This is a genomic window from Streptomyces sp. NPDC004610 (assembly GCF_040609715.1).
GTDB lineage: Bacteria > Actinomycetota > Actinomycetes > Streptomycetales > Streptomycetaceae > Streptomyces.
In genome coordinates, this window is record NZ_JBEXLA010000002.1 from 217609 (window position 1) to 230289 (window position 12681).

Consider the following 12681-nt stretch of genomic DNA (forward strand, 5'->3'; position numbering starts at 1 on the left):
ACCCGGCACGAACGCCGGGTGGTGACCCGAGGAGCCCCCCTTGGCTGAGCTGCATGTCGCGCTGGTCGCGGCCGACCGAGAGGTCTGGTCCGGCGAAGCCACCCTGGTCGTCGCGCGCACCACGTCCGGTGACATCGGCGTCATGCCCGGTCACCAGCCGCTGCTGGGCGTGCTGGAGTCGGGCCCGGTGACCATCCGTACGAGTGAGGGGGGAACGGTCGTCGCCGCGGTGCACGGCGGTTTCATCTCCTTCGCGGACAACAAGCTGTCGCTGCTGGCCGAGATCGCCGAGCTGTCGGACGAGATCGATGTCCAGCGGGCCGAGCGGGCGCTGGAGCGCGCGAAGTCGGGGGACGACTCGTCCGCCGGCCGTCGTGCCGAGGTCCGTCTTCAGGCGGCCACCACGCGCTGACCGGGGCACCTCTCAGGCCGACTAAGATCTGGGAGAGCGCCCGTATCATGACGTCACTCAGCCGCGGCTGGAACCGGAGCGATCCGGTGCCGGTCGCGGCTGTGGCAGATATGGAAGTTTTTTCCGTTCCGTTACCTGTAGCGGGTACCTAGGAGACGAGGAGGTCGGTGTCGATGGTCCTCGCTCTGACTGTGTGCGGAATCGTCGTCGCCCTTGTGGTGATCGGCCTGTTCGTCTTCGGGCTGCGGCGCAGACTGATCCAGCGCTCCGGCGGCACCTTCGACTGTTCGCTGCGCTGGGGGGTCCCGGAGTCCGGCGACACCAGCGGCAAGGGCTGGGCGTACGGCATCGCCCGCTACAACGGTGACCGGATCGAGTGGTTCAGGGTCTTCTCCTACGCTCCCCGTCCGCGCCGGGTCCTGGAGCGCGCGTCGATCGAGGTGGCCGGGCGCCGGCTGCCCGAGGGCGAGGAGGAACTGGCGCTGCTGTCCGACGCGGTGATCCTGACCTGTCTCCATCAGGGTGTCCGCCTGGAACTCGCCATGAGCGAAGACGCGCTGACCGGATTTCTCGCGTGGCTGGAAGCAGCCCCGCCCGGTCAGCGCGTCAATGTCGCTTAGCTAGCTGTTCAGTTGTGGGGTGTTACTTCAGACCGTTGCTGATCGCGGTCACCAGTTCGCCGTCGGCGGTGTCGCCGCTCAGCTCCCAGAAGAACGCGCCGCCCAGGCCCTGGCTCTTGGCCCAGGTCATCTTGCCCGCGATGGTGGCCGGGGTGTCGTAGGACCACCAGTTGTTGCCGCAGTGGGCGTAGGCGGTGCCGCCGATGGTGCCGGTGGCCGGGCAGGTGGTCTTGAGGATCTTGTAGTCCTGGTTGCCGGGTTCGATGCCGGTCGCGGGTCCGGTGGCGGTGCCGCCGGGTGTCGACTGGGTGACCCCGGTCCAGCCTCTGCCGTAGAAGCCGATGCCCAGCAGCAGCTTGTTCGCCGGGACGCCCTGTGCCTTCAGTTTGGCGATCGCCTCCGAGGAGGAGAAGCCCTGCTGCGGGATGCCCGGGTAGGGGTGCAGCGGGGAGTGCGGGGCCGTCGGGCCCTGCGCCGCCCAGGAACCGAAGAAGTCGTACGTCATGACGTTGAGCCAGTCGTAGGACGAGGCCGCGCCGGCGTAGTCGGTCTTCTCGATCTTGCCGCCAGGGGAGGCGTCGGCGGTGATCGCGGCGGTGACCAGGTTGTTGGCACCGAACTTGGCGCGCATGGCCGTCATCATGTTCTTGAAGGCCGCGGGGCCGGAGGTGTCACAGGTCAGGCCGCAGGCGTTCGGGTACTCCCAGTCCAGGTCGATGCCGTCGAAGACATCGGCCCAGCGCGGGTCCTCGACCAGCGCGTAGCAGGACTCGGCGAACGCGGTCGGGTTCTGCACGGCCTGGGTGAAGCCACCGGACCAGGTCCAGCCGCCGAACGACCACAGGATCTTCAGGTGCGGGTACTTGGCCTTCAGCTGGCGGAGCTGGTTGAAGTTGCCCCGCAGCGGCTGGTCCCAGGTGTCGGCGACACCGGAGACGGACTGGTCGGCCGTGTACGACTTCTCGATGGCGGCGTAGGAGTCGCCCATCGTGCACTTACCACCCTGGACATTGCCGAAGGAGTAGTTGATGTGCGTCATCTTGGCCGCGGAGCCCGAGGTGTCCAGGTTCTTGGCGTGGTAGTTGCGGGCGTAGACGCCCCACTCCGCGAAGTACCCGAGGTTGGTCTTGCCGGGCGGCGGGGGCGGGTCACCGCCGGTGGTGCGGACGGCGACCGAGCCGCTGACCGGGCCGGTCTGGTCGGCGGTGTCCCGGGCCTGGATCGAGTACGAGTAGTCCGTGCCCGCGGTGAGACCGGTGTTGGTGTAGGTCGTGCCGGTCACCGTGGCGACCACCGTGGAGCCGCGCAGGACGTCGTAGTTCTTGACGCCGGTGTCGTCGGTGGCGGCGGTCCAGTCCAGCTTCACCGAGGTGTTGGTGATCGCGGAGGCGGTGGGGGTGCCCGGCGCGGACGGGGGGTTGTCGCCGGGGACCGTGGTGCCGTCGCAGTTGCCGCCGTTGAGCTTACAGTTGGCGGGCGCGCCGGAGCCGGTGCCGTTGTAGCCGAAGGTGACCGAGGCGCCGGGGGCGAGGGTGCCGTTCCAGCCCAGGTTCTTGGCGGTCCAGTGGTCACCGGTGCTGGTGATGGTGGCGTCCCAGCCGGAGCCGACCCGGGTACCGGTGGGGTAGTCCCACTCCACCGTCCAGGAGCTGATGGTGGTGGTGCCGGTGTTCTTGACGGTCCACTGGCCGGTGAAGCCGGTGCCCCAGTCCTGGGGCTTGGTGAAGGTGGCGGTCGCCGAGGTGGCGGCCTGGGCGGGCGTGGCGAGTCCGACCAGCCCCGCGAGCGGGAGGAGCAGCGTGGTGAGCGCCGCGACCGCTTTGTGTCTGAAGCGCATTGCGAAGCGCCTCCTTGGGAGTTGTCAGGGGTGTGACGCCTTGCCATGGGCATGGCGTAGTGACGCGAGAATAGAAAGGTCTGGACCACCGGTCAATAGGTCTGGACCATTGCCCAAGGAGGTTGTTCAATGCGGCACGGCCGCCGGGGCGCCCTCGCCGGCTAGATCCCCAACTCCTGCGCGAGCACCGCCGCTTGCACCCGGCTGCGCAGCTCCAGCTTGCCCAGCAGGCGGCTGACGTGCGTCTTCACCGTTGCCTCCGCCATGTCCAGGCGGGCCGCGACAGCCGCGTTGGACAGCCCCTCGCCGAGGCACGACAGCACCTCGCGCTCCCGCCGGGTGAGCGCCTCCAGAACGGCCGGATCGGTACCCGGCCGCTTCACCGGCTTCGCCGCGAACTCGGCGATCAGCCGCCGGGTCACCGCCGGCGCGATCAGTCCCTCGCCCCGCGCCACCGTACGGACCGCCGCCAGCAGATCCCGGGCCTCGGTGTTCTTCAGCAGAAACCCCGAGGCGCCCGCCCGCAGCGCCCCGAAGACATACTCGTCCAGATCGAAGGTGGTCAGCACCAGGACATCCGCGAGGCCCTCCGCGACCACCGTCCGGGTCGCCGACACCCCGTCCAGCCGGGGCATCTGAATGTCCATCAGCACCAGATCGGGCCGCAGCTCCCGGGCCAGCGCCACGGCCCGCTCGCCGTCCGCCGCCTCACCGACCACCTCGATATCGGGCGCGCTGCGCAGAATCAGCACCAGCCCGGCCCGTACGGCGGACTGGTCCTCGGCGACCAGCACCCGGATCACCCCGGCACCCTCCCCGGCTGCGGACTGGGTCATTCCGATTCTCCCTCGGCCACGGGCAGCGACGCCCGGACGGTCCAGATCGTGCGGTGGGCCGGGTCCGCGGACTCCTCCGGCCCGGCCTCGAAGGTGCCGTGCAGCAGCGTGGCCCGCTCCCGCATCCCCACCAGCCCGGCCCCGGAGCCGGGTGCGCGCGGCCCGTCCCGGTCGCCGTGGGGACTGCTCACGGTGACCGTCAGGGAGTCGCTGCGCCGGGCCAGCGCCACGGTGACCGTCCCCGGCCCCGCGTGCTTGAGCGCGTTGGTCAGCGACTCCTGGACGATCCGGTACGCGGCCATCCCGACCGGCGCCGGCAGCCCCTCGCCGCACCGGGCGTCCAGCGTCACCTCCAGGCCGTTGGCGCGGGCGGTTTCCACCAGCGCGTCGAGCCCGTCGAGGGTGGGCGCCGCCGCCGGTTCCCGGTCACCGCTGTCGTCGCGCAGGATGCCGATCAGCCGCCGCATCTCGGCGAGGCCCTCCACGCTGTTCTCCCGGATCACCGCGAGGGCGTCCCGGGAGGTCTGGTCGTCGTTCAGGGAGAGGGCGGCACTGGAGTGGATGGCGATGGCGGAGAGATGGTTGGCGACCATGTCGTGCAGCTCCCTGGCCATCCGGGCGCGCTCGGCGATCACCGCCTGCGTCCGGTCCATCTCGGCCAGCAGCGCGGTCTGCTCCGCCCGCAGCCGGGCGGTGTCGGCGGCCTCGCGATGGTTGCGCACGATCAGCCCGGTGGACGCGGGCGCGAAGGCGACGATGCCGGTGGCGACGCCGATCAGCAGGGTCTCCGGTGTCCGCCACAGGGCGAACGGCACGACGGTGGCCAGCACCGACAGCATGCCGGTGATCCAGGGGATGCGCCGGGCCGCGGTGGGCGTCCCGTACAGCACGGCCGCGTACATCACATCCGTGAACATCAGGATGGTGACCAGGCTGCCCTGGGTGATCTGGTCCAGCACCAGCGCCACGGTCGCGACCGGCAGCGCCACGGCGGGCGCGGTCCGGCGCAGCAGCTCGCAGCCCGCCATCACGGCCAGCGGCACCAGCAGCGGCCACGGCCCGTCGAACAGCACCCCGACGCCGCCCCTGGGGCGCACCCCGAGCCCGATCGCCGCCAGCGCGGCGCCGCCGATCAGCCCGCCGAGCGCGATACGGACGTCGAACGGGTGCGGGCGGGGCAGACGGGACGGACGGGCGGCCATACCCCCATCCAACACGGCCGGACGCCCGGACGCCTGATCCCGGGGAAGGGTCCCCGACTGCATCTTTCGATGTACCGCCACTTCCTCACCGGCGACGACGCGTCGGCCCCGGCCAGCCGGGAGCCTTGGGAGTGACGGAGAGGAAGGGAGCACCCCATGATCGTCGCCCTGATCATCGTCTGCGAGGTCGGGTTCTGGGTCCTGCTGGTCCTGGGGCTGGCCGCCCGCTATCTGCTGAAGTGGCAGCGGACCAGTGTGGTCCTGCTGCTGTGCGAGCCGCTGCTGGAGGTCGTGCTGTTCGTCGTGACGGCGATCGATCTGCGCAACGGCGCCGAGCCGAGCTGGACACACGGCCTCGCCGCCCTCTACATCGGCTTCACGGTCGCGTACGGCCACTACACGATCACCTGGCTCGACGGCCATGCCGCCCACCGCTTCGGCGGCGCACCGCCCCCGCCCAAGCCCCCGCGCCACGGCAGGGCCCGCGCCGCCCACGAGGGCCGCCTGTGGCTCCGCACGGTCCTGGCGGCGGCCGTCGCCTGCGCCCTGCTCCAGGCCGCGATCTGGTACGTGGGGGACGGCGACACCTCATCCCTGCGGGCCTTCCAGTGGGCGGCCCTGAGAGTGGTCGGCATCCACGGCCTCATCGCCCTCACCTACGCCATCTGGCCCTCGAAGGCCCCCGAGACAGAAGAGAAACAGCTGGAGCATCGCCGTTAGGGGGCGCGAGGAACTGCGCGACCAGCCACCCACAACCCCGCACCCGCCACCCGGCAGGACCCGGCACCCCCTGACGCGCTACCGCTCACCCCCCGGCACCCACAACACATCCCCCCGCTCCCCGTTCGCCACCCGCGCCAAGATGAAAAGCAGATCCGACAACCGGTTGAGATACGTCGCGGTGAGCGGATTCATCGTCTCCCCGTGCCGCTCCAGCGCCGCCCACGTGGACCGCTCGGCCCGCCGTACCACCGTGCACGCCTGATGCAGCAGCGCCGCGCCCGCCGTACCGCCCGGCAGGATGAACGAGCGCAACTTCTCCAACTGCTCATTGAAACGGTCGCAGTCGGCCTCCAGCCGGTCGACATAGAACTGTTCGACCCGCAGCGGCGGGAACTCCGGCTTCTCCACCACCGGCGTCGACAGATCCGCGCCCACGTCGAACAGGTCGTTCTGGACGCGGGTGAGGACCGCCGAGGTCGCCTCGTCCAGCCCGCCGAGCGCGAGCGCCGTACCGATCGCCGCGTTCGCCTCGTTGGCGTCCGCGTACGCGGCGATCCGCAGATCGGTCTTCGGGACGCGGCTCATATCCCCCAGATTGGTGGTGCCCTTGTCGCCGGTCCTCGTATAGATACGCGTCAGATTGACCATGGGTCCAGCGTAGTTACTCCCCTCGGTGTGATGTCCGTCATGTGAGACGTGACGCGCGTTACTTAGCGGTCACACACGGGCCCCGGGCCGCTAAGGTCCGGCCAGGGACACAACGACAGCGCGTATCAGGGGAGTCGCACAGTGGCACGCAACCTCGCGGTGCCGATGCGCCGGATGGTGGACACCGGTGACATCGGGCGCGGGAGCGGGCAGGGCTTCTACAGCCACTGAGCCCGTATGACGGCCGATCGGCCGCACAAACCCCGTGGGCATCACACCTCGGGGTGAATTCGGTATCGGTTCGCTTACAGACGGCAACCCGGGGGCGCTCGGCGCAGTCAGAGGTTGCGTCGACGGACATCACCACCGCGGAGCATCACACACGCAGCACGGGGAGCGCATATGCACATCAGGGGCGACCACGTCGAGCTGGTCGTCGGGGGCCGCCTCGACGTCCGCAGCGCGGCGGACGCCCGTACGGCCCTGCATACGGCGGTCGACGACGGCGTCGGCGATCTGGTCCTGGACCTGTCCGAGCTGGACTCCTGGGACGCCACCGGACTCGGGGTGATCATGGGGGCGCACCGGCGGGCCGGACGCTGTGGCCGGCGGCTGGTGCTGCGCGGGGTACCGCCGCAGATGCAGCGCCTGCTGGTCGCCACCCGGCTGCACCGGATCCTGGCCATCGAGGGCGGCATCGGCGTGGAGTCACTGCCCCGGGTGTGACCCGGGGCGGCGGGCCGGGGAGGGCGTGAACGGGGTCCGGACGGGGTGTGCGTGAGCTGTGGAATTCGGCCCGACGCGCCCAATTCTCACGAGACCGTGACCTGTCGGACGGCCCGGCACCCCGGGCTGTCGTAGATACTGTGCCAAGGTTTACGGTTCGGTTGCCCGCCGTCCGACACCCTGAAGCGGGCACCGGACCAGAAGCGACAGCGCAGTGTGCAACAGGCCGGGAGGGGCCCACGCCACACGACGCTTTTGGGGGGCTTGAAACCGATGGACCCGATCAACCGGGGACCCGAGGAGTACGGCCACGAGGGCGACGGCGAAGCGCCGCGCCCGCGTCCGCCCCGGGACTCCCTCACCCAGGACTTCGGCCAGCACACACCCGCGCCGGCCCGGACCGTGCAGGTCGTCACCGGCGATCTGCTGCTCACCGTCAATCCCGTCGACGGCAGCGAGATCGAGATCTGCCCGCCGGGCGAGCGCCCGGTCCGGCCCGTGAAGCAGGGCCCGGCCGCCCGCGCCGAGGCGGCCCGCGCCGCCGCACCGCCCGTGCCGCCCGGCCCGGCCCCGCAGCCGCTGCCGCTGCTGGGCCGTCAGGAGGAGCGCGAGCGGCTGGTCCGGCTGCTCGCCCGCGGCCGTTCGGTACGGCTCACCGGACCAGGCGGCTCCGGCCGCACCCGGCTGCTCGACCTGGTCGCCGAGGACTGCGCCGATCTCGCCCCCGACGGCGTGGTCCGGCTCAGCGGCATCGGCCGGGGCCCCGCCGATCTGCTCCACGACCTCTTCTACGCCGTCCACGCGGTGCCCCGGTACCGCCCCGAGGGCGAGGAACTGCGCGCGCTGCTCGCCGAGGTGGGCGCGGTGGTGGTCGTCGACGACATCGAGTTCGGCGGCGCCGCGCTCGACGAACTCCTCGACGCCACCCCCGAGTGCGCCTTCGTGCTCGCCGCCACCCCGGACACCCCCGTGCCCGGCGCCGACTCCGCCGTCGAGGAGGTCGTGCTCGGCGGGCTCGACCGGGCCCAGGGGCTGGACCTGCTGGCCCGCGCCGCCGGGCGGGGGCTCACCGACGACGAGGTCAACTGGGCCGGGGACCTGTGGTTCGAGTCGGAGGGGCTGCCGCTGCGGTTCGTGCAGGCCGGGGCGCTGCTGCGGCAGCGCGACCGGCTGCGGGCCGGCGCCGAGGCCCTCGACGAGGTCGGCGTCTTCCAGGAACTGCCCGAGCTGTCCGAACTCCCCGTCGACGCGCCCTTCGGCGCGCTCCCCGGCGACCCGGTCCACGACGACATACCTCTGCCCTCCCTCGCCGAGGGCGCCGCCCCGGCCGCGCTGCTCGCCTCCCGGCTGAGCCCCTCGGCCCGCGCCACCCTGCGGTTCGCCGTGGCGCTCGGCGGCGAGGTGCCGCACCAGGCGCATCTGCCGGCCCTGGTCGGCGACACCCATGCCGACGCCGCCCTCGGTGAGCTGCTCGGCGGCGCGCTGGTCTCCCCGGCGGGCTCCCGCTACCGCCTCGCGGCCGGGGTGCTGACCCAGCTGGAGGCCGCCGGGTACGCCGACGACCTCGACGGCAGCGCCCAACTCGCCGCCCAGCACTACGCCTGGTGGGCCGGACACCCCTCGGTGACCCCGGAGCGGGTCTGCGCCGAGGCCGAGGCGGTGCTCGCCGCGCTGGCCGTACTGGTGCCGGACACCGTGCCGCCCGCCGAGGGCGAGGAGAGCCCGGCGGTCCAGCTGGCCCGCACCGCGGCCCCCGCGTTCGCGGCCGGACTGCACTGGAGCGCCTGGGAGCGGGCGCTGCGGGCCGGCGGCGAGGCGGCCCGGCTCTCCGGCGAGGTCGCGGAACAGGCGTACTTCCACCATGAGTTGGGGGTGCTGGCGCTGTGCCGTGCCCGGCTGGAGCGGGCCCGCACCGAGCTGGAGACCTCCATCGGGCTGCGCGCGGCCCTCGCCGACAAGCGGGGCACGGTCGCCGGACGCCGGGCGCTGGCCCTCGTCGACGACCGGGCGGGCACCACACCGGGGACCGGCTTCCCGGCGCTGGGGGCCGCCACCGCCGCCGAGGAGGGGCCGGACGCCCGCTCCGAGGAGCCCGCGCCGCCGCCCGTCGGGGTGCAGGGCTCGCTCGCCGAGTTCCCGCCGCTCCAGCGGCTGGACGACGGCACGCTGGTGACCCATCGGATCGGCCCGGCGGCACCCTCCCGCAAGGCGCGCGGCGGTCTGCGCGGCTTCGCCCGCCGCAATCTGGTCGCGGCCGGCGCGGGCGCCCTGCTGGCGGCCGTGCTCGGTACGGTCGTCACCCTGGGCGCCACCTCCAGCAGCGAGGGCGAGCCCCCGGCCGACCAGGTGGGCGTCAACCCGTCGGCGAGCCAGGGCATCGGCGACGACAGCCTGGGCGCCGACGACGCGGGGGATGACGACCCCGGCACCACCCGCCCCACCGACCCCGGCCCCGACGGCACCCCGGGCACCGCGGACGACCCCGCCCCGACGGCCACCGGCACCGGTGGCACGGGCGAGCCCTCGGACCGGCCGAGCGGCACGCAGGGGAGCGGCGGCGCGTCGCCGACGCCGACCCGGACCACGCCGAAGCCGTCGACCTCGAAGCCCTCCACGTCCACCTCGCCGACCCCGACGCCCACCGACACGGGCACCGGCACCGGGTCGCCGAGCCCCACGGACAGCTCCGAGCCGCCGACGGCCACGCCCACCCCGACCGCCACCAACAGCGGTTCGGCCTCGGCGAGCGGCCCGGCGCCGAGCGCCTCCTCGACGGCGAGCGGCGAACCCGGCACCACCCCGGACGCCTCGGACACCCCCGACGCCTCCTCGCTCTCCGGCATCTGAGCGGTCCCACGGCACACCGGCGCCCCTTGTCTCCGTACGGGAGAGAAGGGGCGCCGGTGGTGCGAGGGGGAGGCCGGGACCGCCTAGAACAACCGCAGCTTGTCGTCCTCGATGCCCCGCAGGGCGTTGTAGTCCAGGACCTGGCAGCCGATGCCGCGGTCGGTCGCGAGGACACGCGCCTGCGGCTTGATCTCCTGGGCGGCGAAGATGCCACGGACCGGGGCGAGATGGGGGTCGCGGTTGAGGAGTTCGAGATAGCGGGTCAGCTGCTCGACACCGTCGATCTCGCCGCGCCGCTTGATCTCCACGGCGACCGTCTGCCCGTCGGCGTCCCGGCACAGGATGTCGACCGGGCCGATCGCGGTCATGTATTCACGCCGGATCAACGTGTAACCGTCGCCGAGGGTCTCGATCCGGTCGGCGAGCAGTTCCTGGAGGTGTGCTTCTACGCCATCCTTGATCAGGCCCGGGTCGACACCGAGTTCGTGCGACGAGTCATGGAGGACCTCCTCCATGGTGATGATCAGCTTCTCGCCCGCCTTGTTGACGACCGTCCAGACGCCGTTCTCCTCGCCGGTGCCCTCCTTGAGCGTGCACGGCGGCGACATCCAGTTGAGCGGCTTGTAGGCCCGGTCGTCCGCGTGGATGGAGACGCTGCCGTCCGCCTTCACCAGGATCAGACGGGGGGCGGTGGGCAGATGGGCGGTGAGCCGACCGGCGTAGTCGACCGAGCAGCGGGCGATGACGAGACGCATGGTCGGCAACGCTACTCGACCCGCACGGGTCCGCGCGATTCGCCCGGGGCGCACCCGTCTCTTCCGTCCCGGACCACCCGGGACGCTGCCCGAGTTCTGTCAGATCACTCCTGTTCGTCCGTGGCCGATTGTGCGCGTAAAGCGTCCACCAGGTGTGCCTGTTCTCCTGGTGCGGTCTCCAACAGTTGCCTACCGTATGAACGGGAGGTCGCGATCCGTGTACGCACCGTGTTCGAAGCCGCGCACTCCCTTTTCTGTCCGGCAACCCCTGTTGTTCGGGGGTGCGAGAGGAGAACCCATGTCGCTCGACGTCTCACCGGCCCTACTCGAACAGGCCGAGCGAGGCGAGGTCGACGAAGCAGCCTTCGTCGACTGCGTCCGGACCTCCCTGCCCTACGCATGGGAGATGATCAGCTCCCTGGTGGCCCAGCTGAAGGTGGACGGCGGTCCCTTCGCCGACAACCAGACGCCCCCGCCGGACGAGCAGGCACGCGGCCAGCTGCTGCGTGCGCTCGCGAGTGACGCGATCCGTGGTGCGCTCCAGCGGCACTTCGGGGTGCGGCTTGCCTTCCAGAACTGCCACCGGGTGGCGGTGTTCCCGCTGGACGCCTCGGCGGACGAGAGGCTCGCCCGTTTCACTTCGATCCGTGGTCAGCTGCTGAACCAGTCCCCGCAACTCCGGGACTGCTGAGGCGGCCTGCCGCTCAGCTTGCCGCTCCGTACGCGGGAGGTGCGATACGTAACGGAGCGGCAAGCCCCCACCGCACGGAGCGGCCCGGCCCCACCCGGTGCCCGCTCAGCGCAGCTGAGCCAGCACCTCCGTACCCAGCCGCCGTACGTTCTCCTCGGTGGCCGCAAGGTCTCCCGAGCCCTCGACCAGCAGGGCGAAGCGGGAGATGCCCGTGCGCTCCCCGGTCGCGGCGAGGCGGTCGGCGCACAGCCTCGGGGTGCCCACCGGATGCAGCCCGCAGAGCAGTTCGGTGTACGCCAGGGGGTCGCGCATCCGGCGCTGCCGCCCGTCCACCGTCATATGGGCGTCCAGCCCCTGCTTCAGCCAGCCCGGCATCGCCTTCAGCAGGGCCTCCTCGGCGGCCGTGCGCCGGTCGGCGATCTGGCAGACGCCCGCGGAGACATGACCGGCGTCCAGGACCTCGCGCTCGCCGTGCCCGGCGGCCCGTGCGCAACTGCGCCAGTGGGTCACCATCTCGGCCTTCTCCTCGTCCCCGATGTGCATGCCGAGCAGCATCGGCAGGCCCCGCTCCGCCGCCATCCGCACACTCCCCGGCGAGGTGCACGCCACCAGCAGCTCCGGCCCCGGCAGGCCCGACAGCGCCTCGGACGGTCTGGGCACCACGGGCACCTCACGGAAGCCGTACCGCCCGCCGGTCGCGCCCACGGAGGGCTCGCGCAGCCAGCGGGCCAGCAGATCGAGTGATTCCGGGTACCCCTGCTCGTACGCCTCGATGCCGCCGCCGAAGACCTCCAGATCGACCCAGGGGCCGCCGCGTCCGACGCCCAGGGAGAACCGGCCGCCGCTCGTCAGATGCAGCAGCGCGGCCTGCTCGCCGAGGGCGACGGGGTGGGTGGTGGGCAGCACACTGACCGCTGTGCCCACCCGGATGCGCTCAGTGCGGCCGAGCAGCAGGGCGGCCAGGGTGATCGCCGACGGGCAGACGCCGTACGGCACGAAGTGGTGTTCGGCGAGCCAGACGGAGTCGAGACCGGCCTCCTCGGCGACCTCGGCCGAGCGGACCGCGCGGTGCAGCGCCTCCCCCTGGCCCTGGCCCGGGAACTGGGCCGCCAACACGAATGTTCCAACGCGCATTGTCTTCCTGCTTCCTCGGCTCCGACACGGAGCTCCCCCACCCGGCATAACCGTCTGACACGTGCCGAGGTCACGGCCCGGCGAAGAGATTTGCGGATAGTCGGGAGAATGCGCGGATCCGGCGGGGGATTCGCGGGTTCAGTGAGGGATTCGCGGGTCCGGCGGGGGATTCGCGGGTTCAGTGAGGGATTCGCGGGTCCGGCGGGGGACTTGCGGGTCCTTGGGCTCCGCGTACCCGGGTCCGCGCCGC

Annotated in this window: 12 protein-coding genes; 6 read left to right on the forward strand and 6 right to left on the reverse strand. The window is 71.9% G+C overall.

Annotation, left to right across the window (positions count from 1 at the left end; genetic code table 11):
* Positions 1-40 precede the first annotated feature (40 nt).
* Together ABZX40_RS03050 and ABZX40_RS03055 are read left to right on the forward strand one after the other, a co-directional pair.
* Positions 41-412: a F0F1 ATP synthase subunit epsilon gene (locus ABZX40_RS03050; protein ID WP_355740437.1), complete on the forward strand. Its 372-nt coding sequence runs from the start codon at positions 41-43 to the stop codon at positions 410-412.
* A 173-nt stretch (positions 413-585) separates the two neighbouring features.
* Positions 586-1032 (forward strand): DUF2550 domain-containing protein, encoded by a 447-nt coding sequence (locus tag ABZX40_RS03055; RefSeq protein WP_355740436.1) that lies wholly within the window; start codon positions 586-588, stop codon positions 1030-1032.
* Between the two features lie 22 nt (positions 1033-1054).
* Here the strand turns inward: ABZX40_RS03055 and ABZX40_RS03060 are convergent, their stop codons facing one another.
* From ABZX40_RS03060 to ABZX40_RS03070, 3 genes are all read right to left on the reverse strand, one after another.
* Complete coding sequence (locus ABZX40_RS03060; protein WP_355740434.1) at positions 1055-2869, reverse strand: glycoside hydrolase family 18 chitinase; 1815 nt, start codon at positions 2867-2869, stop codon at positions 1055-1057.
* Positions 2870-3030: 161 nt separating this feature from the next.
* Positions 3031-3672 carry a response regulator transcription factor gene (locus ABZX40_RS03065; RefSeq protein WP_355740655.1) on the reverse strand — a complete coding sequence of 214 codons (642 nt, stop codon included), beginning with the start codon at positions 3670-3672 and terminating at the stop codon, positions 3031-3033.
* A gap of 29 nt (positions 3673-3701) precedes the next feature.
* Entirely contained in the window at positions 3702-4907 is a 1206-nt protein-coding gene (locus ABZX40_RS03070; protein WP_355740432.1) for a histidine kinase, read from the reverse strand.
* Positions 4908-5063: 156 nt separating this feature from the next.
* Between ABZX40_RS03070 and ABZX40_RS03075 the strand changes: the two genes are divergently transcribed.
* Positions 5064-5627: a hypothetical protein gene (locus tag ABZX40_RS03075; RefSeq protein WP_355740430.1), complete on the forward strand. Its 564-nt coding sequence runs from the start codon at positions 5064-5066 to the stop codon at positions 5625-5627.
* A 78-nt stretch (positions 5628-5705) separates the two neighbouring features.
* On the opposite strand, the gene ABZX40_RS03080 is transcribed toward ABZX40_RS03075, so the two are convergent.
* The gene (locus ABZX40_RS03080) at positions 5706-6278 is read right to left on the reverse strand and encodes a cob(I)yrinic acid a,c-diamide adenosyltransferase (protein ID WP_355740428.1); all 573 of its coding nucleotides are present in this window, start codon (positions 6276-6278) and stop codon (positions 5706-5708) included.
* Positions 6279-6680: 402 nt separating this feature from the next.
* Between ABZX40_RS03080 and ABZX40_RS03085 the strand changes: the two genes are divergently transcribed.
* Together ABZX40_RS03085 and ABZX40_RS03090 are read left to right on the forward strand one after the other, a co-directional pair.
* Positions 6681-7004, forward strand: coding sequence for an STAS domain-containing protein (locus ABZX40_RS03085; RefSeq protein WP_059203481.1), 324 nt, complete (start codon positions 6681-6683; stop codon positions 7002-7004).
* A gap of 273 nt (positions 7005-7277) precedes the next feature.
* Positions 7278-9851 (forward strand): ATP-binding protein, encoded by a 2574-nt coding sequence (locus ABZX40_RS03090; RefSeq protein ID WP_355740426.1) that lies wholly within the window; start codon positions 7278-7280, stop codon positions 9849-9851.
* An 83-nt stretch (positions 9852-9934) separates the two neighbouring features.
* On the opposite strand, the gene nucS is transcribed toward ABZX40_RS03090, so the two are convergent.
* Positions 9935-10606, reverse strand: coding sequence for an endonuclease NucS (gene nucS / locus ABZX40_RS03095; RefSeq protein WP_355740424.1), 672 nt, complete (start codon positions 10604-10606; stop codon positions 9935-9937).
* 298 nt (positions 10607-10904) lie between these two features.
* On the opposite strand from nucS, the gene ABZX40_RS03100 reads away from it, so the two are divergent.
* On the forward strand, positions 10905-11297 hold the full coding sequence (locus ABZX40_RS03100) for an SCO5389 family protein (protein ID WP_355740422.1): 393 nt from the start codon (positions 10905-10907) through the stop codon (positions 11295-11297).
* Between the two features lie 105 nt (positions 11298-11402).
* Here the strand turns inward: ABZX40_RS03100 and ABZX40_RS03105 are convergent, their stop codons facing one another.
* Complete coding sequence (locus ABZX40_RS03105) at positions 11403-12431, reverse strand: LLM class flavin-dependent oxidoreductase (protein ID WP_355740420.1); 1029 nt, start codon at positions 12429-12431, stop codon at positions 11403-11405.
* Between the last annotated feature and the right edge of the window lie 250 nt (positions 12432-12681).